The sequence below is a fragment of the Pseudomonas sp. KnCO4 genome, from assembly GCF_045344305.1.
Lineage (GTDB): Bacteria > Pseudomonadota > Gammaproteobacteria > Pseudomonadales > Pseudomonadaceae > Aquipseudomonas > Aquipseudomonas anuradhapurensis.
In genome coordinates, this window is record NZ_CP174199.1 from 5,239,350 (window position 1) to 5,265,455 (window position 26,106).

The 26,106-nt window shown below is 64.0% G+C and carries 19 protein-coding genes; 4 read left to right on the forward strand and 15 right to left on the reverse strand.

The features are described from left to right. Positions 1–17 precede the first annotated feature (17 nt). From ACJA3S_RS24130 to pilM, 11 genes are all read right to left on the reverse strand, one after another. Positions 18–365 carry a NirD/YgiW/YdeI family stress tolerance protein gene (locus tag ACJA3S_RS24130; protein ID WP_406820244.1) on the reverse strand — a complete coding sequence of 116 codons (348 nt, stop codon included), beginning with the start codon at positions 363–365 and terminating at the stop codon, positions 18–20. A gap of 115 nt (positions 366–480) precedes the next feature. Beyond that, positions 481–1,545: a uroporphyrinogen decarboxylase gene (hemE, locus tag ACJA3S_RS24135; RefSeq protein WP_406820245.1), complete on the reverse strand. Its 1,065-nt coding sequence runs from the start codon at positions 1,543–1,545 to the stop codon at positions 481–483. A 236-nt stretch (positions 1,546–1,781) separates the two neighbouring features. Further along, positions 1,782–3,200 carry an FAD-dependent oxidoreductase gene (locus ACJA3S_RS24140; protein WP_406820246.1) on the reverse strand — a complete coding sequence of 473 codons (1,419 nt, stop codon included), beginning with the start codon at positions 3,198–3,200 and terminating at the stop codon, positions 1,782–1,784. A gap of 106 nt (positions 3,201–3,306) precedes the next feature. Continuing rightward, positions 3,307–7,752 (reverse strand): glutamate synthase large subunit, encoded by a 4,446-nt coding sequence (gene gltB, locus ACJA3S_RS24145; RefSeq protein WP_170033364.1) that lies wholly within the window; start codon positions 7,750–7,752, stop codon positions 3,307–3,309. Positions 7,753–8,127: 375 nt separating this feature from the next. Further along, on the reverse strand, positions 8,128–9,765 hold the full coding sequence (locus tag ACJA3S_RS24150) for an AAA family ATPase (RefSeq protein WP_406820247.1): 1,638 nt from the start codon (positions 9,763–9,765) through the stop codon (positions 8,128–8,130). Positions 9,766–9,780: 15 nt separating this feature from the next. Continuing rightward, entirely contained in the window at positions 9,781–10,878 is a 1,098-nt protein-coding gene (gene aroB, locus ACJA3S_RS24155; protein WP_406820248.1) for a 3-dehydroquinate synthase, read from the reverse strand. 97 nt (positions 10,879–10,975) lie between these two features. After that, positions 10,976–11,494, reverse strand: a complete 519-nt coding sequence (aroK, locus tag ACJA3S_RS24160) for a shikimate kinase AroK (RefSeq protein ID WP_170033370.1) — start codon at positions 11,492–11,494, stop codon at positions 10,976–10,978. 4 nt (positions 11,495–11,498) lie between these two features. Then, complete coding sequence (locus tag ACJA3S_RS24165) at positions 11,499–12,767, reverse strand: type IV pilus secretin PilQ (protein WP_406820249.1); 1,269 nt, start codon at positions 12,765–12,767, stop codon at positions 11,499–11,501. Then, positions 12,691–13,707: a pilus assembly protein PilP gene (locus ACJA3S_RS24170; protein ID WP_406820250.1), complete on the reverse strand. Its 1,017-nt coding sequence runs from the start codon at positions 13,705–13,707 to the stop codon at positions 12,691–12,693. Before ACJA3S_RS24170 ends, ACJA3S_RS24165 begins: the two co-directional genes overlap by 77 nt. Next, positions 13,704–14,240: a PilN domain-containing protein gene (locus tag ACJA3S_RS24175; RefSeq protein WP_406820251.1), complete on the reverse strand. Its 537-nt coding sequence runs from the start codon at positions 14,238–14,240 to the stop codon at positions 13,704–13,706. The genes ACJA3S_RS24170 and ACJA3S_RS24175 overlap by 4 nt, the downstream gene beginning before the upstream one ends. Continuing rightward, positions 14,237–15,118 carry a type IV pilus biogenesis protein PilM gene (pilM, locus tag ACJA3S_RS24180; protein WP_406820252.1) on the reverse strand — a complete coding sequence of 294 codons (882 nt, stop codon included), beginning with the start codon at positions 15,116–15,118 and terminating at the stop codon, positions 14,237–14,239. Before pilM ends, ACJA3S_RS24175 begins: the two co-directional genes overlap by 4 nt. A gap of 194 nt (positions 15,119–15,312) precedes the next feature. Between pilM and ACJA3S_RS24185 the strand changes: the two genes are divergently transcribed. Then, positions 15,313–17,763, forward strand: coding sequence for a penicillin-binding protein 1A (locus tag ACJA3S_RS24185; RefSeq protein WP_406822305.1), 2,451 nt, complete (start codon positions 15,313–15,315; stop codon positions 17,761–17,763). Between the two features lie 215 nt (positions 17,764–17,978). Here ACJA3S_RS24185 and ACJA3S_RS24190 read toward each other — a convergent pair whose 3' ends face one another. The 3 genes from ACJA3S_RS24190 to rpmE all read right to left on the reverse strand — a co-directional run bounded on the left by ACJA3S_RS24190 (position 17,979) and on the right by rpmE (position 20,464). Then, the gene (locus tag ACJA3S_RS24190) at positions 17,979–19,247 is read right to left on the reverse strand and encodes a malic enzyme-like NAD(P)-binding protein (RefSeq protein ID WP_119371725.1); all 1,269 of its coding nucleotides are present in this window, start codon (positions 19,245–19,247) and stop codon (positions 17,979–17,981) included. A 177-nt stretch (positions 19,248–19,424) separates the two neighbouring features. Further along, complete coding sequence (locus ACJA3S_RS24195) at positions 19,425–20,246, reverse strand: thermonuclease family protein (RefSeq protein WP_406820253.1); 822 nt, start codon at positions 20,244–20,246, stop codon at positions 19,425–19,427. A 2-nt stretch (positions 20,247–20,248) separates the two neighbouring features. After that, a complete protein-coding gene (gene rpmE, locus ACJA3S_RS24200) occupies positions 20,249–20,464 on the reverse strand; it encodes a 50S ribosomal protein L31 (protein ID WP_003257833.1) in 216 nt (71 codons plus the stop codon). Between the two features lie 167 nt (positions 20,465–20,631). Between rpmE and ACJA3S_RS24205 the strand changes: the two genes are divergently transcribed. The 3 genes from ACJA3S_RS24205 (at position 20,632) to ACJA3S_RS24215 (ending at position 25,493) form a co-directional block, all read left to right on the forward strand. Further along, the gene (locus ACJA3S_RS24205; RefSeq protein ID WP_406820254.1) at positions 20,632–22,851 is read left to right on the forward strand and encodes a primosomal protein N'; all 2,220 of its coding nucleotides are present in this window, start codon (positions 20,632–20,634) and stop codon (positions 22,849–22,851) included. Between the two features lie 205 nt (positions 22,852–23,056). Then, complete coding sequence (argS, locus tag ACJA3S_RS24210) at positions 23,057–24,793, forward strand: arginine--tRNA ligase (protein WP_406820255.1); 1,737 nt, start codon at positions 23,057–23,059, stop codon at positions 24,791–24,793. 1 nt (position 24,794) lies between these two features. Next, the gene (locus tag ACJA3S_RS24215; protein WP_170033386.1) at positions 24,795–25,493 is read left to right on the forward strand and encodes an SPOR domain-containing protein; all 699 of its coding nucleotides are present in this window, start codon (positions 24,795–24,797) and stop codon (positions 25,491–25,493) included. 139 nt (positions 25,494–25,632) lie between these two features. On the opposite strand, the gene ACJA3S_RS24220 is transcribed toward ACJA3S_RS24215, so the two are convergent. Next, the gene (locus ACJA3S_RS24220; protein WP_406820256.1) at positions 25,633–26,049 is read right to left on the reverse strand and encodes an NINE protein; all 417 of its coding nucleotides are present in this window, start codon (positions 26,047–26,049) and stop codon (positions 25,633–25,635) included. Positions 26,050–26,106 lie beyond the last annotated feature (57 nt).

The following is a 26,106-nucleotide window of genomic DNA, read 5'->3' on the forward strand; positions in this document are numbered from 1 at the left end:
GCAGGCTCCCCCGGGGATCAGTTGACGATTTCCACAAGATCCACATCCACTTCCCGGCTCATCAGGTGCTTCTCCACCTCACCCGTCAGCTTGACCCGGGTCTTGTCATTGAACGGCGTCTGCGGCAGGTCTTCATCATCGATTTCCACGGTGATGGTGCCGGTGCTGTCCTTGAACTCGTACTTGTCATCGTTGTTGATCTTCTTGGTCACAAAACCCTGCAGTACCACTGGGGTGTCATCGGCGGCATCATTGGCGGCGGCAACAGTGGTAACCGACTGGGCACCGGGGCCGGTGTAGCCGGCAGCCAGGGTGGCAGTGCTGAACAGCGGTGCGAGGATCAGGGCGAGGTAGCGGGTTTTCATGAGGATCAGGTCCTGTTTGGTTTCGATGGGACCAGATTAGCGACGATCGCTGAATTAAAACTTAACGCAACAAAAAGCCCGGCACTTGGCCGGGCTTTGGCTTTCAGCGATCAGTTCACTGATGGTATTGCGCCGACAGCTCATGCACGGCATTGATGAAGACGCCTGCGTGCTCCGGGTCGACTTCCGGGGTGATGCCGTGGCCCAGGTTGAACACGTGGCCCGTGCCGTGACCGTAACTGGCCAGGATCCGCGCGACTTCCTTGCGGATGGCCTCGGGCTTGGCGTACAGCACGGTTGGGTCCATGTTGCCCTGCAACGCCACCTTGTCACCCACGCGGCGCCGGGCATCGCCGATTTCGCAGGTCCAGTCCAGGCCCAGCGCATCGGCACCGGCTTCGGCGATGCTTTCCAACCACAGGCCGCCATTCTTGGTGAACAGGATTACCGGCACCTTGCGCCCTTCGTGCTCGCGGATCAGGCCGCTGACGATCTTGCGCATGTAGGCCAGGGAGAATTCCTGATAGGCCGCCGCCGACAGGTTGCCGCCCCAGGTGTCGAAGATCTGCACGGCCTGGGCGCCGGCGAGGATCTGGCCGTTGAGGTAGCTGGTCACCGACTGCGCCAGCTTGTCCAGCAGCAGGTGCAGGGCTTGCGGGTTGTCGTAGGCCATAGCCTTGGTCTTGCGGAAGTCCTTCGACGAGCCGCCTTCGACCATGTAGGTGGCCAAGGTCCATGGGCTACCGGAGAAGCCGATCAGCGGCACGCGGCCGTTGAGCTCGCGGCGGATGGTGCTGACCGCGTCCATCACATAGCCGAGGTCTTTCTGTGGGTCGGGGATCGGCAGCGCTTCGATATCGGCCGGGGTGCTGATGACCTTCTTGAAGCGCGGGCCTTCGCCGGTTTCGAAGTACAAGCCCAGGCCCATGGCGTCAGGGATGGTGAGAATGTCCGAGAACAGGATCGCCGCGTCCAGCGGGTAGCGGTCCAGCGGCTGCAGGGTGACCTCGCAGGCGAACTGCGGGTTCATGCACAGGCTCATGAAGTCACCGGCCTTGGCGCGGCTGGCACGGTACTCCGGCAGATAGCGGCCAGCCTGGCGCATCATCCACACCGGGGTGACGTCTACGGGTTGCTTGAGCAGTGCACGCAGGAAACGATCGTTCTTCAGGGCAGTCATGTCGGCATCCGGAAAAAAAGTGCGGGCATTTTCTCAGACGCCAGCGCAAAAGGCACGGTCAGGGCCATGCGTTTTGTCTATTGGATGCCATGGATCAAGCAATCTTGTATACAAAAAAGCCTTTGGGGCCGCTTTGCAGCCCATCGCGACACAAGGCCGCTGCTACAGGACATATGCGATCCCCTGTAGGAGCGGCCTTGCGTCGCGATGGGCCGCAAAGCGGCCCCTATGTGCCATCAGACTTCGAGGTAGTCGAGGATCCCCTCGGCAGCAGTACGCCCTTCGAAGATCGCCGTCACCACCAGGTCCGAACCGCGCACCATGTCGCCCCCGGCAAATACCTTCGGGTTGCTGGTCTGGTGCTTGAACTTGCCCTTCTCCGGTGCCACCACGCGGCCCTGGCTGTCCAGCTGGATGCCGTGCTGCTCGAACCACGGCGCCGGGCTTGGGCGGAAGCCGAAGGCGATCACCACGGCATCGGCCGGCAGGATCTCTTCCGAACCCGGGATCGGCTCGGGGCTGCGGCGGCCACGCGCATCCGGCTCGCCCAGACGGGTCTCGACCACCTTCACGCCTTCGACCTTGTCTTCACCGACAATGGCGATCGGCTGGCGGTTGTAGAGGAACTTCACGCCTTCTTCCTTGGCGTTCTTCACCTCACGGCGCGAACCCGGCATGTTCGCCTCGTCACGACGATAGGCACAGGTCACCGACTTGGCGCCCTGGCGGATCGAGGTACGGTTGCAGTCCATCGCGGTGTCACCACCCCCGAGCACCACCACCTTCTTGCCCTGCATGTCGACGAAATCTTCCGGCGACTTCTCGAAGCCCAGGTTGCGTTTGACGTTGGCGATCAGGAAGTCCAGCGCGTCATGCACGCCCGGCAGGTCCTCACCGGGGAAACCACCCTTCATGTAGGTGTAGGTGCCCATGCCCATGAACACCGCGTCGTACTCGGCGAGCAGTTGCTCCATTGTCACGTCCTTGCCCACCTCGGTGTTCAGGCGGAACTCGATACCCATGCCGGTGAACACTTCGCGGCGGTTGCTGAGCACGGTCTTTTCCAGCTTGAACTCGGGAATGCCGAAGGTCAGCAGGCCGCCGATTTCCGGGTTGCGGTCGAATACCACCGGAGTCACCCCGGCACGCACCAGCACATCGGCACAGCCCAGGCCGGCCGGGCCGGCGCCGATGATGGCGACGCGCTTGCCGGTGGGCTTGACCTTGGACATGTCCGGGCGCCAGCCCATGGCGAAGGCGGTGTCGGTGATGTACTTCTCGACCGAGCCGATGGTCACCGCGCCGAAGCCGTCGTTAAGGGTGCAGGCGCCCTCGCACAGGCGGTCCTGCGGGCATACGCGGCCGCACACTTCCGGCAGGGTATTGGTCTGGTGCGACAACTCGGCCGCTGCCAGGATGTTGCCTTCGGAAACCAGCTTCAGCCAGTTGGGGATGAAGTTGTGGACCGGGCACTTCCATTCGCAATACGGGTTACCGCAGCCCAGGCAGCGGTGCGCCTGCTCCACGGACTGCTGCGGCTTGAACGGCTCGTAGATTTCCACGAACTCCTTCTTGCGCTGGCGCAGCAGCTTTTTCTTTGGGTCCTTGCGGCCCACTTCGATGAACTGGAAGTCGTTGTTCAGACGTTCAGCCATTTTTCAAAACCTCTTTACCGCAGTTGCCAGCCTCAGGCTGCAAGCTGCAAGACGATCACTTGAGCACGACAGGCCCCGCGCACGGGGCCGTCACTTGCAGCTGTTGTTACTGCGGGTTGGCACGGGTGCTGGACAGCAGTTGCTTCAGGTTGGCCGCCTTCGGCTTGACCAGCCAGAAGCGCCGCACATAGTCGTCCAGGTTCTCCGAGAGCTCACGCCCCCACTCGCTGCCGGTCTCCTCGACGTACTCGGCAAGAACTCGCGCCAGGTGGCTGCGATAGGCCTCCATCGCTTCACCACTGATCCGCTGGATTTCCACCAGCTCGTGGTTGAGTTTGTCGACGAAGGTATTGTCCATGTCGAGCACGTAGGCGAAGCCGCCAGTCATGCCAGAACCGAAGTTGTAACCGGTCTTGCCCAACACGCAGACAAAGCCGCCGGTCATGTATTCACAGCAGTGATCGCCAGTGCCCTCGACAATCGCGTGGGCGCCAGAGTTACGCACAGCGAAGCGCTCGCCCGCGGTACCGGCAGCGAACAGCTTGCCGCCAGTGGCCCCGTACAGGCAGGTGTTGCCGACGATGGCGCTGTGCTGGGTTTCGAACGGGCTGCCGGCTGGTGGCACGATGGTGATCTTGCCACCGGTCATGCCCTTGCCGACGTAGTCGTTGGCATCGCCCTCCAGGTGCAGGTTCAGGCCCCCGGCGTTCCACACGCCGAAGCTCTGCCCCGCAGTGCCCTTGAAGCGGAAGGTGATCGGCGCTGCAGCCATGCCCTGGTTGCCATGCAGGCGGGCGATCTCGCCTGACACGCGGGCACCGATGGAGCGGTCGCAGTTGCAGATGTCGAGGCTGAACTCGCCACCGGCCTGGTCACGGATGGCCGGCATGGCCATTTCGACCATTTTCTCGGCCAGCTCGCCCTTGTCGAACGGCGGGTTCTTGTCCACTTCGCAGAACTGCGGCTTGTCCGCCGGGATGTGCGAGCTGCCCAGCAGCGGCGACAGGTCGAGGTACTGCTGGCGCTCGGTGTCGCCTGGCAGTACATCGAGCAGGTCGGTACGACCGATCAGCTCGCCGAGGCTGCGCACGCCCAGCTTGGCCAGCCATTCACGGGTTTCTTCGGCGACGAAGGTGAAGAAGTTGATCACCATGTCGACGGTGCCGATGTAGTGGTCCTTGCGCAGCTTGTCGTTCTGGGTGGCCACGCCGGTAGCGCAGTTGTTCAGGTGGCAGATGCGCAGGTACTTGCAGCCCAGGGCGATCATCGGTGCAGTACCGAAGCCGAAGCTCTCGGCGCCAAGGATGGCCGCCTTGATCACGTCCAGGCCGGTTTTCAGGCCACCGTCGGTCTGTACCCGGACCTTGCCACGCAGGTCGTTGCCGCGCAGTGTCTGGTGGGTTTCGGCCAGGCCCAGCTCCCACGGGGCGCCAGCGTACTTGATCGAGGTCAGCGGCGAAGCACCGGTACCACCGTCGTAACCCGAGATGGTGATCAGGTCAGCGTAGGCCTTGGCCACACCGGCGGCGATGGTGCCGACCCCGGCTTCAGCGACCAGCTTGACCGATACCAGGGCCTGCGGGTTGACCTGCTTGAGGTCGTAGATCAGCTGGGCCAGGTCTTCGATCGAGTAGATGTCATGGTGCGGTGGTGGCGAAATCAGGGTCACACCCGGCACCGCGTAGCGCAGCTTGGCGATCAGGCCGTTGACCTTGCCGCCTGGCAGCTGGCCGCCCTCGCCGGGCTTGGCGCCCTGGGCAACCTTGATCTGCAGCACTTCGGCATTGACCAGGTATTCCGGGGTCACGCCAAAGCGGCCGGTGGCCACCTGCTTGATCTTCGAGCTCTTGATAGTGCCGTAGCGCGACGGGTCTTCACCGCCCTCACCGGAGTTGGAGCGCGCACCCAGGCGGTTCATGGCCTCGGCCAACGCCTCATGCGCCTCTGGCGACAACGCGCCCAGCGAAATACCCGCGGAGTCGAAGCGCTTGAGGATGGCCTCCAGCGGCTCGATCTGCTCCAGCGGCAGCGGCTGGTCAGCCACTTTCACCTTCAGCAGGTCGCGGATCATCGACACCGGGCGCTGGTCGACCAGCGTGGTGTATTCCTTGAACTTGGCGTAGTCGCCCTGCTGCACCGCAGCCTGCAGGGTGTTGACCACGTCCGGGTTGTAAGCGTGGTATTCGCCACCGTGGACGAACTTCAGCAGGCCACCTTGCTGGATCGGCTTGCGCGCGCTCCAGGCTTCGGCAGCCAGCAGCTTCTGGTCGCTTTCCAGGTCTTCGAAGCGCGCACCCTTGATGCGGCTGGACACGCCCTTGAAGCTCAGGCCAACCACTTCCTCGGACAGGCCGATGGCTTCGAACAGCTGCGCACCGCGGTACGAGGCGATGGTCGAGATGCCCATCTTCGACAGGATCTTCAACAGGCCCTTGGAGATGCCCTTGCGGTAGTACTTGAAGACTTCGTCCAGGTCACCCAGCACTTCGCCGGTGCGGATCAGGTCGGCCAGCACTTCGTAGGCCAGGTACGGGTACACGGCGGAGGCACCGAAGCCCAGCAGCACGGCGAAGTGGTGCGGGTCGCGAGCGGTAGCGGTTTCCACCAGGATGTTGCTGTCGCAGCGCAGGCCCTGTTCGGTCAGGCGGTGGTGCACCGCGCCGACGGCCAGCGACGCATGTACCGGCAGCTTGCCCGGGGCGATGTAGCGGTCACTCAGCACCAGCTGGGTCTTGCCGCTGCGCACCGCTTCTTCAGCCTGGTCGGCGATATTGCGGATGGCCGCTTCCAGGCCGACGCTCTCTTCATAGTTGAGGTCGATCAGCTGGCGGTCGAAGCCTTCACGCTCCAGGTTCATCAGCGAGCGCCACTTGGCAGGCGAGATGACCGGCGAGCTGAGGATCACCCGCGAGGCGTGCTCCGGGGACTCCTGGAAGATATTGCGCTCGGCGCCGAGGCAGATTTCCAACGACATGACGATCGCTTCGCGCAGCGGGTCGATCGGCGGGTTGGTCACCTGGGCGAACTGCTGGCGGAAGAAGTCGTAAGGCGAGCGCACGCGCTGCGACAGCACCGCCATCGGCGTGTCGTCACCCATCGAGCCGACCGCTTCCTGGCCCTGCTCACCGAGCGGGCGCAACACCTGGTCACGCTCTTCAAAGGTGACCTGGAACATCTTCATGTACTGCTTGAGCTGGTCGGCGTCGTAGCTGGCCACGCCCTGGTCGTCGGTCAGCGTCGCCTGGATGCGCGTGGCGTGCTGACGCAGCCAGCGCTTGTACGGGTGGCGCGACTTCAGGCGGTTGTCGATGGCATCGGTATCGAGGATCTGGCCGGTTTCAGTGTCGACGGCGAAGATCTGCCCCGGGCCGACCCGGCCCTTGGCGATGACGTCCTCTGGCTTGTAGTCCCATACGCCGATTTCCGACGCCAGGGTGATGTAGCCGTTCTTGGTGGTCACCCAGCGCGCCGGGCGCAGGCCGTTGCGATCGAGCAGGCACACCGCGTGGCGGCCTTCGGTCATGACGATACCGGCCGGGCCATCCCACGGCTCCATGTGCATGGAGTTGTATTCGTAGAAGGCGCGCAGGTCGGCGTCCATGGTCTCGACGTTCTGCCAGGCTGGCGGTACCAGCATGCGCACACCACGGAACAGGTCGATGCCACCGGTAACCATCAGCTCGAGCATGTTGTCCATGCTCGAAGAGTCGGAACCTACGCGGTTTACCAGCGGGCCGAGTTCTTCGAGGTCGGGGATCAGGTCGTTGGCGAACTTGGTGCGACGGGCCATGGCCCAGTTGCGGTTGCCGGTGATGGTGTTGATCTCGCCGTTGTGGGCGAGGAAGCGGAATGGCTGTGCCAGCGGCCATTTCGGCAGGGTGTTGGTGGAGAAGCGCTGGTGGAACACGCAGATCGCGGTTTGCAGGCGCTCGTCACCCAGGTCCGGGTAGAACGCCGCCAGATCGCGCGGCATCATCAGGCCTTTGTAGATGATGGTCTTGTGCGAGAAGCTGCAGATGTAGTGGTCGACATCGTGGGCGTTGGCCACCGACGAACGGCGACGGGCGCTGAACAGCTTGATGGCGAATTCCTGGTCGCTCAGGCCTTCGCCGCCGATGAACACCTGCTCGATCTGCGGCAGCCGCTCCAGGGCCAGGCGGCCGAGTACGCTGGTGTCGATCGGCACCTTGCGCCAGCCGACCAGCTTGAGGCCGGCGGCGAGGATTTCGCGGTCCATGTTGGCCCGCGCAGCTTCGGCTTTGACCGGGTCCTGGTTGAAGAACACCATGCCGACGGCATATTGCCTGGGCAGCTCGACGGCGAAATGCTCCTGGGCCACGGCACGCAGGAACTGATCGGGCTTCTGCATCAGCAGGCCGCAACCGTCACCGGTCTTGCCGTCGGCGTTGATGCCGCCGCGGTGAGTCATGCAAGTCAATGCCTGCATGGCGGTTTGCAGAAGGTGGTGGCTCGGTTCGCCCGTCATGTGGGCGATCAGGCCAAAACCACAGTTGTCCTTGAATTCTTCGGGATGGTACAGACCTGTTTTCATAGACACATTCTCACCAGGTTCACCTCTCAACGGAGGCAAATCTCTTTTTTTAACAACCACTTACCATCCACGCCGATCAAACGCCAGCTTTTTTGCGGTGGCCATGGAAAACCATTGTTGCACAGCGACAGCGATGCTCACAAATTTTCATGTCTCACCATTGAAAATTTATGTCGCAATTTTGAATGTTTTTACGCCATGCGCCGTGATAGCGGCTTGGCTTGAGTCTGAAGCGTTTCAGCCATGACTGCAAGTAAGGGCTTGTGGCCGGCAGTCTGGGACAGAAAAGCCTGCCGCGCTCAGGCGCAGCAGGCTAGTCGAAGTTCTGTAATCGCTCAGCAACTGGGCAGCGGGGTGTTGCCGCCCGGAAGGTAATCAGCGAGCCGTGGCAAGCTCTTGTTGAACGCTGCCGACGGTACGTGGCCAAGGTTTACCAGCCTGGACCTTCGCTGGCAAGTTCTTGATTGCCGCAACCGCAGCATCGCGGCTGGCGAAGTTGCCGTAGGTGACGACGTACAGCGGCTTGCCCTGGAGGTTTTTCTTGAAGTAGCGATAGTCGCCACCCTGCGCCTTGACGAAGGCCTGGGCCGACGCTTCGGAGCTGGTACCGAGGATCTGCACCACGTAATTGCCTGGCTTCTGCCCGGCGTACCAGCCACTGTTGCCGCTGCCACCCGCCACTGGCTTCTCGACAGGCTTGGCGACCGGCTTGGCCACCGCGACCTGGGTCGGCGCCGGGGCAGGCTTGGCAGGCGCAACCGTCTTGGCAGGCTGGGTTGCAACAGGCTTGGACGCAGGCGCAACCGGTTGTGACTGCACCGGCTGAACCGGCTGCGCCGGGGCAACGGCGACAGGCTGGGCAGGTATCGGCGCCGGGCCTGCCTGCACGCCTTGCGGCGGCGCGATGGTGGTCACGGTAGGCGGCGGGTTGCCAGGCTGCAGCGCGGTATCACCGGCCGGGCTGCCCTCTTCGCCTTCGCCCATGCCTGCGGCCTGGGCCAGCGGCTCGCGCATTACCGGCTGTGACTGGCCAACCAGTGGCAGCGGCATCGGCTGGGACGAACCCGAGAACTCGATGGCTGGGTTGCCAGCGTTGCCCTGGCCTTCACCCAGTGGCAACTGGGCCTGGGCGACGGGCGCTTCGGCAGGCGCCTTGTCACCTTTCTTAGGCATCAATACCGCGGCCGCAACGGCGACCACGACCACAGCGGACAGCGCGAGCACGTGTTTTTTAGGCATCTTGAACCCCATGGATGGTCGCTTGGCCGTCGAGCGGCTGGCGATCATGGCTTCGATCAAAGTGTCACGGGCGACCTGGTTGATGTTGCCAGGCCAACCGTCAGAGTTTTCATGGATATCGACGATCTGTTCGCGGGTGAACACCTCGATGCCCCGGCCAGCGCCTTCCAGGCGCTGCTCCAGGTACTCGCGGGTTTCTTCTTCGCTGTAGGGGGCGAGCTCGATGATATGGAAGCGTTCTTCCTCGATATTCAGCTCATCCAGCCCGGCAATCAGCGAAGGCTCACCGAACAGGAACACATGCGGACGCCCCTCCGGTACGCCAGCGGCCAATTCCAGCAACGCTTGGAGTGCCGACTCGTCGAGTTGTTCCGCATCGTCCACCAGCAGATACACTTCCTGGCCGGTCAGTGCCAGCTGCACCACCTTGGCCAGGATCGCCTGCATTTCAGGCTGCGCCACGTCCAGGCTCTGTGCGACCTGGCCAAGTACGCTGGCGGCGTCACTGGCGCCCCGGGCCGACACCACGACGCTCTGCACCGCCTGCTTGTTGGTACTGGCCACCAGGGCCTGGCGCAGCAAGGTCTTGCCGCTGCCCAGCGGGCCGCTGACCACCAGCATCAATTGGCTGTAGCGCGCCAGATGGTGCAACTGGCCGAGCACGGGCTTGCGCTGGGCCGGGAAGAACTTGAAGCCGGGCACGCGGGGTGCGAACGGATCGTGGCTCAACTGGTAATGGTCGAGAAAGGCCTCATCGGCATGCAAACTGGTCATTGCGCTGTCACAACCTCAAAGCTGGGCCACGATCGCGCGGTAATCCGCCGACAACGTGGCCTGTAGAATCTCTTTCGGATAGTCGTCGGTGACTACGGCCTCGCCCATCTGGCGCAGCAGCACCAGACGCAGACGACCGTCGAGCACCTTTTTGTCGACCGCCATGTGCTCCATGAAATGCGCCGGGGTCATTTCCTGTGGTGGCACCACCGGCAAACCTGCGTCCTGCAACAGGCGGATTCCGCGATCGCGCTCGGCCTGGTTGATCCAGCCAAGGCGCATGGACATTTCCAGGGCCATCACCGTGCCCGCCGCCACGGCTTCGCCGTGCAACCACACGCCATAGCCCATGTGGGTCTCGATGGCATGCCCGAAGGTATGCCCCAGGTTCAGCGTGGCACGCACGCCCGACTCGCGTTCGTCAGCCCCCACCACCGCAGCCTTGGCCGCGCAGGAGCGGCGAATGGCTTCGGTCAGCGCTGCCGGGTCGAGGGCACGCAGCGCCTGCATATTATCCTCGAGCCAGGCGAGGAACGGCTTGTCGCAGATCAGGCCGTACTTGATCACTTCGGCCAGGCCGGCGGACAGCTCGCGCGCCGGCAGGGTCTTCAGCGTGGTGGTATCGATCAGCACCGCATTGGGCTGGTAGAAGGCTCCGACCATGTTCTTGCCCAGCGGGTGATTGATACCGGTCTTGCCGCCTACCGAGGAGTCGACCTGGGACAACAGCGTGGTCGGCACCTGGATGAAATCGACACCGCGCTGGTAGCAGGCGGCGGCGAACCCAGCCATGTCACCGATCACACCGCCACCCAGGGCAACCACGGTGGTGCGGCGATCGTGGCGCGCCGCCAGCAGGCCGTCGAAGATCAGTTGCAGGGTTTCCCAATTCTTGTGGGCTTCGCCATCGGGCAACACCACCGGCAATACCGCATAGGGACCCAGGGTCTGGCTCAGGCGTTCGAGATACAGGGGCGCGACGGTTTCGTTGGAAACGATGGCTACCTGCCGCCCGGCGATATGCGGTGCCAGCAGCTCGGGCTGGTCCAGCAGGCCTTCGCCAATGTAGATCGGGTAGCTACGCTCGCCCAGGTCGACCTTTAGTGTCTGCATGTATCCCCACAATGTGCTTGGGCGCGGCGCCGTTGGGGCGGCCCACGCGGTAACGTTCAACCTCGCCTCGGCGCTGGTGGCCGAGAATAGTCCCGGGTTAACGGGGCGGCAACTGCTGCAAGCGCTCGAGAATATCGATCACCACCATGCGTGGCGGCCGCTCGTCGGTTTCCACCACCAGGTCGGCGATTTCGCGGTACAGCGGGTCGCGGGTCTCCAGCAAGGAGCGCAAGGTTGCCTCGGGATTGGCCGTGCGCAGCAGGGGGCGATTGCGATCGCGCGCGGTGCGGCCAACCTGCTGCTCCACCGAAGCATGCAGGTAGATCACCCGGCCACCGCGGCGCAGCGCCTGGCGATTGGCTTCGCGCATCACCGCGCCACCGCCGGTGGCCAGTACCACGCCGTCGAGTGCGCACAGCTCGGCGATCATCGCCTGTTCGCGATCACGGAAACCCGGCTCGCCTTCCTTGTCGAAAATCCACGGGATGTTGGCGCCGCAGCGCAGTTCGATTTCCTTGTCGGAATCCTTGAACAGCAGGCGCAGCTCTTTGGCCAATAGGCGTCCGATGGTGCTTTTACCAGCACCCATGGGCCCCACAAGTATCAAATTTCGCACAGAATCAACGACTCACAGCAATCGCCTGGTCACTCATGATACGCGGAGTCAGGAAGACCAGCAGCTCGGATTTTTTCTCTTGTAATGCATCGCGTCGAAACAGCCGCCCAACATACGGCAGATCGCCGAAAAATGGCACCTTGTCGACCACATTGTTTTGCGAAGTCGAGTACACGCCACCGATCACGATCGTTTCGCCGTCCGTCACGCGCACCTTGGCATTGACCTCGTTCTTGCGAATCGGCGGTACGTCGTTCAAGGCATTGACGTAATCCGGCTCGTCCTTGGTCACCCTGACGGTCATGATCACCTTGTTGTCCGGGGTGATCTGCGGGGTCACCTCCAGCGACAGCGAGGCTTCGCGGAACGCTACCGAGGTGGCGCCGCTCTTGCTGGTTTCCTGGTATGGCACCTCGGTGCCCTTGAGGATCCTGGCCGTTTCCTTGTCGGCGGTAACCACCTTGGGCTGCGAGATGATCTCGCCGTTGCCGCTCTTTTCCATGGCGCTTAGCTCAAGGTCGAGCAGCACGCCCCCACGCAGCAAGCCCAGGCCGATGCTGCTGCCGGCACGCTCCAGGCCAAGGTCGACGAACAGGTCCTTGCCCGGCTGCGGGTCCTCCAGGTACAGCGGCCCACCCCAGCGCACCCCCAGGCTCTTCTGGTAATCGACGTTGGCCTCGACGATACGCGCCTCGATCACCACCTGACGCACCGGCACGTCCAGCTGCGCCACCAGTTGCCGCAACTCGGCAAGACGCTCGGCAGGCTGGTGCAGCACCAGCGTATTGGTGCGCTCATCGACACTCAGGCTGCCCTGCCCGGCAAGGATGCCATCATCCGCCAGGCTTGCCATGAGCAACTCCGCCAGTTCGGCAGCCTTGGCATGGTGGATGGGCAGCAACTCGCGGCGCAGCGGTTGCAACTGCGCCTCCAGCGCCTGCCCCACACGGGTATCGAACGACTGCGTGGCCAGCTCGGTGGCAGGCGCCACCAGCAGCACATTGCCTTCCTGGCGCCGGGCCAGGCCCTTGCTGCGCAGTACCAGGTCAAGCGCCTGGTCCCACGGCACATCATGCAAGCGCAAGGTGACGTTGCCCTGTACGGCATCGCTGGCTACCAGGTTCACGCCGGCATAATCTGCCAGCACCTGCAACACGGCGCGCACCTCCACATCCTGGAAATTCAGCGACAGCGGTTCACCCTGATACGGCGTTGCCGACGCCAGTGGAATCGACAGCAGGGCTGCCAGCACCAACTTCATCAATCGTTTCATCCTGGTCCGGGGCCTCCTTGCCCAGGCGGGTTGCGAGAGTCAGGAGCGCCGTGCGTTCGTGCCAGCTTCCTGCCATGAACACCCGCTCACGTATTTCGACCTGACGCTGGTCGATTTGCGTCACTACCCCCTGGTCGCGCCCCAGCCGATCGCCCGGGCGCACTCGATAGAGCCTGCCAGCCACCCTCAGCAGTGCTTCGTGCGCAGCTCCGCGCGACAGGCTGCCGACCATTTCCACCTGCGCCAGCGGCACGCTGCCCAGCCCAGCGCTCGGCAACCGCGACGCCCCGGAGGCAAACGGATCGATTGCCGGCACTACCGTCGCAGCCCGGGCCGGCATTTGCGCCAGCACAGCGGGTGCCGTTGTGGGTGCCAGCGCCTGATAGGTATCAAGCCGCAACTGCAGGCGCAGCAGGCCAGGCTGGCCATCGGCCACCGCGAGCCGCAGGTCACCACTGCGCAACACGCGTGCCTGGCCGAACCAGTCGTCCAGCCACTGGCGCAAGGCTGCGTAGCGCCCCACCATCTGTAGCTCCAGCGGTACCTTGCGAAAGCCAGCCTGTTGTTCCTCCTCATGTACAACGACCCGCTCGATGAGCAAGCCGTGCGCATGGCCCAACGTTGCCAGGCGCTCGAGCAGATCACTCATGCCTTCGCCGGCCGCCAGCTGCCAGTGCGCCTCCTGCAAACGCAGTTCGGCAACCGCCACGGAAGCCTGCAACTGCTCCAGTTCGGCCAGGTGCGCGGCGCTGGCTGCCTGCTGTTCAGCCAACGCGACGTGCCGGGCATCCTCCCGCGCCTGCTGTTGCAACACTGCCGGCAGACGAATCGCGCAGCCAAGGCCGAATACCGCCACCGCCACCAGCCCTGGCGCCAGCAGCCGGAAGCGGCGGGCGCGGCTGACCACCGTCAGCCAGGCCAGCACCTGCGCAGGCTTCATGACCAGAACGCCGAAACACGGGCGCTGAGCACAAACTCATCGCCGCCCGGCAGGCTCTCGATGCGCTTGAGCTCCAGCCCGAGCAATACCCCCGAGCGGTCCAGGTCGCGCATGAATTGCGCGACCACGGCACCGGAGGTGGCCAGCCCGGTCATTTGCAGGCGGCCGTTTTCAAGGCTGAGATCGAGCAACTGGATTCCTTGCGGCAACGCCCCCTCAAGGTCCGCGAACACGCCGGCCAACACATCCTGGTGGGCACGCAGGCTCTCCAGCGTCATCGCCCGGGCCAGCAGGGTTTCATGCAGTTCACGCACATCGGCCAGCGGTTGCAGTTGTTCGCGTAGCGCCGCAAGGGCTGCCTGACGCAGGTCGTGGGCCAACGCTTGCTGCTGGCCGCGCTGACGGGCCAGTTGGTCGACCAGCATCACTGCACACAAGGCCAGCACTGCGCCAGCGACCAATTGTCGGCGCAGACGCCGGAGCCCGGCCTGGCGCTGCCGCTCCCGCCAGGGCAGCAGGTTCAGGCGCATCATGACTGCACCCCACCGAGGGCCAGGGCGCAAGCCAGCAGCATCGAGCCATCGACCTGCTCAAGGCCGGCCAAGCCAGGCAGAAGCCGACAGGGCACGTGCAATCGGGCACTCAGGCTTTGCAGCCAGCCCGGTTCGATGGGTGAGCTGCTGGCCACCCACAGGCATGCCGGCCGCGGCCCATCGGCAAGCAGCGCCTGCAGGCACTCGGGCAACTGCTCCTTCATGCAAGCCTCAGCCACTTGCAGATCCCGACGTTGCTGCAGTCGCCCCGGCTGCCAGTCATAAAGCGTTGTGCCGTGCACATCGATACGCAGCAGTGCCGCGCCCTCAAGGCTGCCCTGTGGCAACAGGCGGCACAGGGCAATGCTGTCGACCTCCACGGCCTCCAGCTGCAACCCGGCGTCCTCGACCATGGCTTCAAGGGGCGCCATCGCGCTTTGCCGGCACGCCGCCACCATCACTTCGACACAGCCTGGCTGAGCGCGGGAGCCGCCCATTACCTGAAAATCCAGGGCCAGGTCTTCCAGCGGAAATGGAAACAGCCGCTCTGCGTCAGCCAGCAGCTGCGCCTCCATGTCCGCCTCGTCCTGACCCTGCGCAAGCTGGCACAGCTTGCAAATCACCAGGTTGGCGGGCAATGCCAGCGCTACCCGGCGTTGCCCCAGGCCGCTGCGACGCCAGGCGCGGCGCAAGGCAGCCACCACGGCCTCCGGCTCTGCCAGCCAATCCTGGCCGACCGGCGCTTCGAACGGCTCCTGGGCCGAGACATGCACCCGGTAGCGCCGGTTGCGCCGTTGCAGTTGTACGATCCGAACGGTATCAGGGGCTATTTCCACCCCCACGAGTGAACCCGCATCCTTGCCGAAGCGTCCTAGCATGGTGGCTTCCTTGTCGTCTGTCGCAACGATCTGTCGCAACCCCGCGCCAACACCGGGCCGCGCCTGCGCATCGAGGCGACGGGCAGCCTGACCGGTAACCCGGAAAGGCTAAAAAATGCTTATAATGCCCAGCGTTTTTTGGTCCGCCGGACCTGCGTGCAATCCACTCCCAACCTGGACACCGAAAAGCCTTGATACGCCTGCTGAAGTTCTTCTGGTGGTCTTCCGTCGCAGTCATCTGCGCGCTCGTACTCGGTGTGAGCGGTGCGTTTCTGTATCTTAGCCCCAGCCTGCCCTCGGTCGAATCGCTCAGAAGCATCCAGTTGCAGATCCCCCTCAGGGTGTACAGCAGCGATGGCAAGTTGATTGCCGAGTTCGGCGAAATGCGCCGCTCGCCGATCCGCTTCGCGGAAATTCCCCCACAGTTCATCCAGGCGCTTCTGTCAGCCGAGGACGACAATTTCCTCAATCACTACGGTGTCGACCCCAGCAGCCTGATGCGCGCCGCGACCCAGTTGGTGAAAACCGGGCATATCCAGACCGGCGGCAGCACCATCACCATGCAGGTGGCGAAGAACTTCTTCCTCACCAGCGAGCGCAGTTTCTCGCGCAAGACCAACGAGATCCTGCTGGCCTTGCAGATCGAGCGTGAGCTGACCAAGGACGAGATCCTCGAGCTGTACGTGAACAAGATCTACCTGGGCAACCGTGCCTACGGCATCGACGCCGCTGCGCAGGTGTACTACGGCAAGTCGATCCGCGATGTGAGCCTGGCGCAGATGGCGATGATCGCCGGCCTGCCCAAGGCCCCGTCGCGCTTCAACCCGCTGGCCAACCCGGTGCGCGCCAAGGAGCGCCGCGACTGGATCCTCGGCCGCATGTACAAGCTCGGCAAAATTGACGAGGCCAGTTACCAGGCTGCCCTGGCCGAGCCGCTGAATGCCAGCTACCACGTGCCCGCGCCAGAAGTTAATGCACCTTATATCGCCGAAATGGCCCGCGCCGAAATGGTCGGCCGTTATGGCAGCGACGCCTACACCGAAGGCTTCCGCGTCACCACCACGGTGCCCAGCGACATGCAGGAAATGGCCAACAAGGCCATCCTCAACGGCCTCTCCGAATATGACGAGCGCCACGGCTACCGCGGGCCGGAGGCACGCTTCCCTGGCCGCACCCAGGCGGCCTGGCTGCAGGAACTGGGCAAGCAGCGCATGCTGGGCGGCCTGGAGCCGGCCATCGTCACCCAGGTCGAGAAGGCCGGCCTCAAGGTGCTGACCCGTAGCGGCCAGGAAGAACTGGTGGCCTGGGATACCATGAAATGGGCCCGCCCGTTCATCAACAGCAACGCCCAGGGCCGTGCGCCGCAGTCACCGGCGGATGTCGCCCAGGTCGGCGACCTGGTACGCGTCCAGCGCCTGGAGGACGGCAAGCTCAAATTCAGCCAGGTGCCTGGCGCACAGAGCGCGCTGGTTACCCTCGACCCTTACAGCGGCGCCATCCGTGCGCTGGTTGGCGGCTTCTCGTTCGAGCAGAGCAACTACAACCGCGCCATGCAGGCCAAGCGCCAGCCGGGCTCGAGCTTCAAGCCGTTCATCTACAGTGCTGCCCTGGACAGCGGCTATACCGCTTCCAGCCTGGTCAACGATGCACCGATCGTGTTCGTCGACGAGTACCTGGACAAGGTCTGGCGACCGAAGAACGACACCAACACCTTCCTCGGCCCCATCCGCATGCGCGAGGCCCTGTACAAGTCGCGTAACCTGGTGTCGATCCGCCTGCTGCAGGCCATGGGCGTGGACCGCACCATCGACTACATTGCCAAGTTCGGCTTCAACAAGCAGGACCTGCCGCGCAACCTGTCGCTGGCCCTGGGCACCGCTACGCTGACCCCGATGGAGATCGCCACTGGCTGGAGCACCTTTGCCAATGGCGGCTACAAGGTAACCCCGTACCTGATCGAGCGTATCGAGAGCCGCAGCGGCGAAACCCTGTTCACCGCCAACCCGCCGCGCGTACCGCAGGGTGCCGAGGACCATGCTGGCCTGGCAGCAGCCGAACAGCCGATCAGCACCGCCGCCATGCCGGGCGAGGCCCCCCCTGCCTTCAGCCAGGCGAACACCGCACCGCAGGCGCCAGCCGTGGCCGAACAGATCATCGATGGGCGTACCACCTACATCCTCACCAGCATGCTGCAGGACGTGATCAAGCGCGGCACCGGCCGCCGGGCGCTGGCCCTGGGCCGCACCGACCTGGCCGGCAAGACCGGTACCACCAACGAGTCCAAGGACGCCTGGTTCTCCGGCTACAACGCCGACTACGTGACCACCGTGTGGGTCGGTTTCGACCAGCCCGAAACCCTTGGCCGCCGCGAGTATGGCGGCACCGTGGCGCTACCGATCTGGATGAGCTTCATGGGTGCGGCACTCAAGGACAAGCCTGAGCATGCGCCTGCCGAGCCGGAAGGCATCCTCAGCCTGCGCGTCGACCCGGTCAGCGGTCGCGCCGCCTCGCCCAGCACGCCAAATGCCTACTTCGAGCTGTTCAAGGCCGAGGATTCGCCGCCTTCGGTGGACGAACTGGGTACCGGAGCGGCGCCGGGCAGCCCGCTGCCGGCGGATGAAGCGGCGCCGATGGATCTGTTCTGACGCACAGCGCGGTCAGGCCGCCTCCCTGCAGGCCTTGTGCCGCGAAAGGGCCGCACAGCGGCCCGGCGGTAGCGGCGGCGAAGTTGCCATCGTAGGGCCGCTGCGCGCCCCATCGCGACACAAGGCCGCTCCTACAGGGGCCGCGCCCATCGGGACGGCAAACAAAAAGCCCCGGCTCATGCGAGCCGGGGCTTTTTTGTGTCGCTCAGCTGCAATCAGCCGTTGAACACATCATCCACGCTGGTCAGCGGGTAGTGCTTCGGATACGGCAGGGTCGCTACGCCGGACTCGATGGCAGCCTTGGCCACGGCGTCGGAAACGACGGTGATCAGGCGGGCGTCCAGCGGCTTCGGAATGATGTACTCACGGCCGAACTCCAGGCCTTCGACGCCATAGGCTTCGCAGACTTCCTTCGGCACTGGCAGCTTGGCCAGGTCCTTCAGGGCGATGGCGGCAGCGATCTTCATTTCTTCGTTGATGCGCTTGGCGCGGACGTCCAGGGCACCGCGGAAGATGAACGGGAAGCCCAGTACGTTGTTGACCTGGTTCGGGTAGTCGGAACGGCCGGTAGCCATGATCACGTCGCTGCGGGTGGCGTGAGCCAGCTCTGGCGAGATTTCCGGGTCCGGGTTCGAGCAGGCGAACACGATCGGGTTGGCGGCCATCGACTTCAGGCCTTCGGCGCTCAGCAGGTTCGGGCCCGACAGGCCGACGAACACGTCGGCACCGTTGAGCGCGTCAGCCAGGGTACGCTTGTCGGTCGCGTGGGCGAACTGCGCCTTGTACTGGTTCAGGTCGTCGCGGCCAGCGTGGATCACGCCGCTGCGGTCGATCATGTAGATGTTCTCGACCTTGGCACCCATGCTCACCAGCAGCTTCATGCAGGAGATGGCGGCAGCGCCAGCACCCAGGCAGACGATCTTGGCGTCTTCCAGCTTCTTGCCGGCGATTTCCAGGGCGTTGATCATGCCGGCCGCGGTGACGATGGCGGTACCGTGCTGGTCATCGTGGAACACCGGGATGTCGCACTGTTCGATCAGGGTGCGTTCGATTTCAAAGCACTCTGGCGCCTTGATGTCTTCGAGGTTGATGCCACCGAAGGTGATCGAGATACGGCGAACGGTGTCGATGAACGCCTGCGGGCTTTCCGATTCCACTTCGATGTCGAACACGTCGATACCGGCGAAACGCTTGAACAGTACACCCTTGCCTTCCATGACCGGCTTGGAGGCCAGCGGGCCGAGGTCGCCCAGACCGAGGATGGCAGTACCATCGGAAATCACCGCAACCAGGTTGCCCTTGCCGGTGTATTTGTAAGCCAGCTCTGGATCACGGCCGATTTCACGCACCGGCTCTGCAACACCTGGGCTGTAGGCCAGGGCGAGGTCACGGGCGGTGGCAGTGGGCTTGGAAAGTTCGACGCTCAGTTTCCCCGGACGAGGTTGGGCGTGATATTCGAGAGCGGCGGTTTTCAGGTCTGACATGGTGGGCATTCCGCTGTTTACTGTTCTGACGGACCGCCGAGGATACGCAAAGAGCCGGGGAGCCACAAGACTGGCCGGTCACTTGTGTCAAGGCCTTTAGCCTACGACTTTACGCTATAACCCACGGGGCATACGCCTGACAGTGTGTACAATCCAATAGCGAAATGTCTACAACTTTTAGCCTGAAATACGTTCCAACATGCTTGGATCGGTCAATGGCAACACCCAGCGCCGTTGCCCTGGCTTGAGGCTGCCCTTGCGGGAACGATCCAGCACCCAGCCGCGCGCTTCGACCTGGCGTCCCTTGAGGTTATCGAAGAAGCTGGCGGGGAAGTTGCGTTGCAGACGAGCGGGAACCTGCAGCACCACGGTATCGTCCAGGTTCAGCCAAACTCCGCCACGGTTGCGCTGCACAGCCTGGATACGGCCAGCGACAACGGCGAAACCGGACTGCCGCAGCTGTTCGGCACGCAGCACTGGCGAGCGTCGCCACAGGCCGGCGCCGGCCTTGCGCGCCGCCTGCTCGGCCAGCTGGTGGCAAGCGCTGAGGCGCACATTGGGGGCAACCGCCACCCGATAGCCCAAACCCTCGCCGAGCAATTGCGCTTCGAGATTGTCGCCATTGCTGGCGTAGATATGCGCCAAGGTTCGGCCGTATTTGTCTTTGCTGTCGATGCCCGGCACCAAACCGACACGCCTGTCACTGGCCTTGACCAATACCTGCAGGCGCCGCTTGGCGGCCTCTGCATAGGGTTCGCTGCTACGCCCGTTACGGCCGATTTCCGGAGCATTGATGCCTATCAGCCGCACGCTGCGGCCATCGACCAGACGCAAGGTATCGCCATCCACCACCTGGCGCACCGCCACCTGCTGCGGCCTGTCCGGCAGCGGGCAGAACGCCTGGGCCGGAAGGTGCCAGATGACAGACATAAAAAAGGCGCCCACGAGGGGCGCCCTTTTTTGCAGCAATGCGAAACCCGAGGGGTTCGCCATGCGCATGATTACTTCTTGGTACCGAACATACCGAAGCGATCGGCGAACTTCTGTACGCGACCACCGGTGTCCAGGACTTTCTGCTTACCGGTGTAGAACGGGTGGCACAGGTTGCAAACGTCGATCGCCAGGGTGCTGCCCAGGGTCGAACGAGTTTCGAACTTGTTGCCGCAGCTGCAGGTGACTGCAACTACTTCGTAGTTCGGATGAATATCTGCTTTCATGGTCACTTCCTCGAGCTGCGTGCCGCCACCCAACACCAATTGTTGAATACCGCACGTAATTAGGCGGCGAATAATACCAGAGCGTCGCGCCAGTGCAAGTTGTCGCTTGCACCGACCGTCGTCTGCTAGGCTCGCCAGTTCTTGAAACGCCCTCCGAGACTTTCCGCGTGTCCGACGTCATCCTGCGCCTTGCCCTGCCCTCCCCGCTGCGTCGCCTGTTCGACTACAAGGCACCGGCGAGCATGGCGCGCCAGGCCCTGGCCCCGGGCATGCGTATCCGCGTGCCGTTCGGCCGCCGCGAAATGATCGGCGTGCTGGTGGAGGTCTGCGAGCACAGCGAAGTGCCGGCAGACAAGCTGAAAGCGGCCAGCGCCCTGCTCGACCCGCTGTCACCGATCCCGCCATCGCTGTTCAAGCTGTGCCTGTGGACTGCCCAGTACTACCAGCACAGCCTGGGCGATACCCTGAGCTGGGCCCTGCCAACGCTGCTGCGTCAGGGCGAACCTGCCGAGATGCGCCAGGAGCGCTTCTGGCACGTCGCCCCCGGCGCCCGCCTGGAAGACCCGCGCATCGCCCGTGCCCCACGCCAGCGCGACGCCCTCAAGACCCTGGCCCAGCACCCGCACGGCGTGGCTCACAGCCTGCTGGCCAAACTCAACCTGAACAAGGACAGCCTCGACCTGCTGCTGGCCAAGGAGCTGGTGCAGATCGAGGTGCGCCGCCACCTGCCGGCGCTGCGCCACGAGCACTGGCTGGCACAACCCGAACTACCGCTCAACGACGAGCAGCGCGAAGCCTTTGACGCCGTGCGCGAAGGCTTCGGCGGCTTCGCCGCGTTCCTGCTGGCTGGCGTGACCGGCAGCGGCAAGACCGAGGTCTACCTGCAACTGATCCGGGAAACCCTGGAAGCCGGCAAGCAGGCGCTGGTGCTGATCCCGGAGATCAACCTCGGCCCGCAAACCCTGGCGCGTTTCGAACAGCGCTTCAACGCCCGCATCGCCCTGCTGCATTCGGCGGTGAATGACCGCGAGCGACTCGATGCCTGGCTGGCGGCCCGCGACGGTGAGGCGGACATCATCATCGGTACCCGCTCGGCATTGTTCACGCCGATGAAAAACCCCGGCCTGATCATCATCGACGAAGAACATGACGGCTCCTATAAACAGCAGGAAGGCCTGCGCTACCACGCCCGCGACCTGGCGCTGGTGCGCGCCCACCAGGAAAACATCCCGATCCTGCTCGGCTCGGCCACGCCGTCGCTGGAAACCCTGCACAACGCCCTGAACGGGCGCTACCGCCTGTTGCGCATGAACCAGCGCGCCGGCGGCGCACGGCCACCGCGCATGCTGCGCCTGGACGTGAAAAGCCTGCCGCTGGACAGTGGCATCAGCGGCCCGTTGCAGCAGGCCATCCGGCAGACACTGGAGGCCGGCCAGCAGGTGCTGGTGTTCCTCAACCGCCGCGGCTTCGCCCCGACCTTGCTGTGCCACGACTGCGGCTGGCTGTCGGAATGCCCGCGCTGCGACGCGCGCATGACCGTGCACCAGCGTTCCGGCGTGCTGCGCTGCCACCATTGCGGTTATGACGAACGCCTGCCGCAGCAGTGCCCACAATGCAACCACGTCGACCTGCGCCCGGTCGGTGCCGGCACCGAACGGGCCGAAGAGCGCCTCAAGGTGTTGTTCCCGGATTACCCGATCCTGCGCGTGGACCGCGACAGCACGGCGCGCAAGGACGCCATGCACAACCTGTTCAGCACCATCCAGCGTGGCCAGCCGAGCATCCTGGTCGGCACCCAGATGCTCGCCAAGGGCCACCACTTCCCACGGGTGACCCTGGTGGCCATCCTCGACGCCGATGGCGGGCTGTTCTCTGGTGATTTCCGCGCCAGCGAGCGCATGGCACAACTGATCGTGCAGGTGGCCGGGCGTGCCGGGCGCGCCGAAGAGCCTGGCAAGGTCATCATCCAGACTCACCTGGCCGACCATCCGCTGCTGGTGCAACTGACCGAACAAGGCTACTTCGCGTTTGCCGAGCAGGCTTTGCAGGAGCGTCGGGCTGCAGGGTTGCCGCCTTACTCGCACCTGGCCCTGCTGCGCGCCGAAGCGCACCGGCCAGGGCAGGCCGAAGGCTTCCTTGACGAGGCCTGCGCCGCTGCCGAGCGCCTGGTAGCCGAACAGCGCCTGGCGGGCATCGAGCTGCTGGGGCCGGTGCCGGCGCCCATGGAACGGCGGGCCGGGCGCTTCCGCGCGCAACTGTTGATACAGGCCAATACCCGCGCGCCTTTGCATCGACTGATCAGTGCCTGGTTGCTAGTGTTGGAGCAGATGCCGAGCGGGCGCCAGGTGCGCTGGTCGCTGGATGTCGACCCGGTAGACCTTTACTGATACCGGGCTGCTTTGCAGCCCATGGCTACACCAGGCCGCTTCTACAGCGGGATCGCGCCACCCTGTGGGAGAGCGGCCTTGGGTCGCGAAGGGCCGCAAAACGGACCCAAAGGTTGGCAACCCGCTCCCAGCCACGGATAATGTCCAGTTTTTCCACCTGCGCATCCAAGCGCCCCACCGCGCTTGCGGTCGAAAAGAGATCCCCATGAAAGACACCATTCGCCAGCTGATCCAGCAAGCCCTCACCCAACTCGTCACCGACGGTGTGCTGCCTGAAGGGCTGTCGCCGGCGATCCAGGTGGAAAACGCCCGGGACAAGACCCACGGCGACTTCGCCAGCAACATCGCCATGATGCTGGCCAAGCCGGCCGGCATGAAACCACGCGACCTGGCGGAAAAACTCATCGACGCCCTGCCCGCCAGCGCCGATGTCAGCAAGGTCGAAATCGCCGGCCCCGGCTTCCTCAACTTCTTCCAGAATACCGCCGCCCTGGCCAACCGCCTGGATGCCGCACTGGCCGACGCCCACCTGGGCGCACGCAAGGCCGGCCCTGCGCAGAAGGTGGTGATCGACATGTCGGCACCCAACCTGGCCAAGGAAATGCACGTCGGCCACCTGCGTTCGACCATCATCGGTGACAGCGTGGCGCGGGTCCTGGAATTCCTCGGCGACGAGGTGATCCGGCAGAACCACGTGGGCGACTGGGGTACCCAGTTCGGCATGCTGCTGGCCTACCTGGAAGAAAACCCGATCACCAGCGACGAGCTGTCGGACCTGGAAAACTTCTACCGTGCCGCCAAGAAGCGCTTCGACGAGTCCGAAGAGTTCGCTACCCGGGCGCGCGGCCTGGTGGTCAAGCTGCAGGCTGGCGACCCGGACTGCATGGCGTTGTGGACACGCTTCAAGGACATCTCGCTGTCGCACTGCCAGAAGACCTACGAGTTGCTCAACGTCAAGCTGACCATGGCCGACGTGATGGGCGAGAGCGCCTACAACGCCGACCTGGCCAACGTGGTGGCCGACCTCAAGGCCAAGGGCCTGCTGGTCGAAGACCAGGGCGCCCAGTGCGTATTCCTCGAGGAGTTCAAGAACAGCGAAGGCGAGCCGCTGCCAGTGATCGTGCAGAAGGCCGACGGCGGCTACCTGTACGCCACCACCGACCTGGCCGCCGTGCGCTACCGCAGCAACGTGCTCAAGGCTGACCGCGCCCTGTATTTCGTCGACCAGCGCCAGGCCCTGCACTTCAACCAGGTGTTCGAAGTCGCACGCCGCGCAGGCTTCGTCGGCCACCCGATGCAGATGGAACACATGGGCTTCGGCACCATGAACGGCGCCGACGGCCGTCCATTCAAGACCCGTGATGGCGGCACCGTGAAGCTGATCGACCTGCTGACCGAGGCCAAGGAGCGCGCCTACGCGCTGGTCAAGGAAAAGAACCCGAGCCTGGCCGACGAGGAGCTGCGCCGCATCGGTGAAGTAGTGGGCATCGGCGCGGTGAAGTACGCCGACCTGTCCAAGCACCGCACCAGCGACTACAGCTTCAACTTCGAGCTGATGCTCAACTTCGAAGGTAACACCGCGCCTTACCTGCTGTACGCCTACACCCGCGTGGCCGGCGTGTTCCGCAAGCTGGGCAAGGGCTTTGACGAAGTCGAAGGCAACATCGTGCTGCAGGCCCCGCACGAACAGGACCTGGCCGCGCGTCTGGCGCAGTTTGGCGAAATCCTCAACAACGTGGCCGACAAGGGCACGCCGCACGTACTGTGCAGCTACCTGTACGACCTGGCAGGGCTGTTCTCCAGCTTCTACGAGAACTGCCCGATCCTCGCCGCCGAAACTGCAGAACAGCAGCAGAGCCGTCTGCGCCTGGCGGCCCTGACTGGCCGCACCCTCAAGCAAGGTCTGGAACTGCTCGGCCTGGAAACCCTGGAGCGCATGTAAGTTGGCTGCCAAGAAAAAACCTGCCCCAAAACGCGGCGCCAGCCGTCAGACGGCGCCGGCCAAGCAGCCGATTCCCGGTTGGGTATGGCTGGCGGTCGGCCTGACTGTAGGCGCGTTCATCGTGTTCCTGATGAAGCTCGAGCCTGGTGGCGACGACATCAAGCGGGCCAAGCCCGAGCAGCAGAAGCCGGAAAAAGTGGCCGAAGCCGGCAAGACGACACAAGCCGCATCGCAGCAGCCGGTGAAGCCGAAGTATGACTTCTATACCCTGCTGCCGGAGACCGAGGTGATCGTGCCGCCGGAAGCCGTGCCCGAGAAAACACCGCCCGTCCCGGCGCAACCGGTGACGCCGGTGACCCCTGCCGAAGCGGCGAAGATCGACACGGCGCGGGCCCAGGCGGCACTGATGGGCCAGACCCCGCCGCCGGCGCCACCGGTGATCAAGCCAGCGGCGACCACGCAGTTCTTCCTGCAGGCTGGCTCGTTCCGCAAGCAGGCTGACGCCGACAAGGTGCGCGCGCAGATCATCCTGCTGGGCCAGGCGGTAAAGGTGGAGTCGGGCACGGTCAAGGACGAAACCTGGTACCGCGTCATGGTCGGCCCGTTCAGCAACCGCGAGCAGCTGACCGGGGCGCAGAAGCAGCTGGCCGGGGCTGGTTTCAGCAACCTGTTGCTGCAACAGCGGCAAACCCGCCAATAACCTGCTTGTGGGGGCGCCTTGCGCCCCTATCGCGACACAAGGCCGCTCCTACAGAGACCGCGACAACCCCACAGGGTTTATCCGATCTTTGTAGAAGCGGCCTTGTGTCGCGATGGGCTGCAAAGCAGCCCCAGGGCCCTCAAGCCCGTCCCGCATTGCGCTCGGACACCTGGCTGTTCAACGTCCAGAAGTCGTACAGCACCCCCACCAGGCACAGCCCGCCGGTGAAGAAGTAGATGATCGCGGTCACCCACTTGCCCTGGTACAACCGGTGCAGGCCGAACACCCCGAGGAAGGTCAGCAGGATCCAGGCGATGTTGTAGTCGATGCGCCCGGACTGGAACCTCAAGTCGGCTTCACGGTCCATGGACGGGATCAGGAACAGGTCGATCAACCAGCCAATGCCCAGCAGGCCCAGGGTCAGGAACCAGATGGTGCCGGTCACGGGCTTGCCGTAGTAGAAGCGATGCGACCCGGTGAAGCCGAAAATCCACAACAGGTAGCCGATGGTCTTGCTGTGGGTATCGTGAAACGGCGCTCCCTGATAACTGTTCATGCATAGCTCCCGCGGGTTATCCGAAAATTTTCTAAAAAAAAATGTGACTTTCCCGTC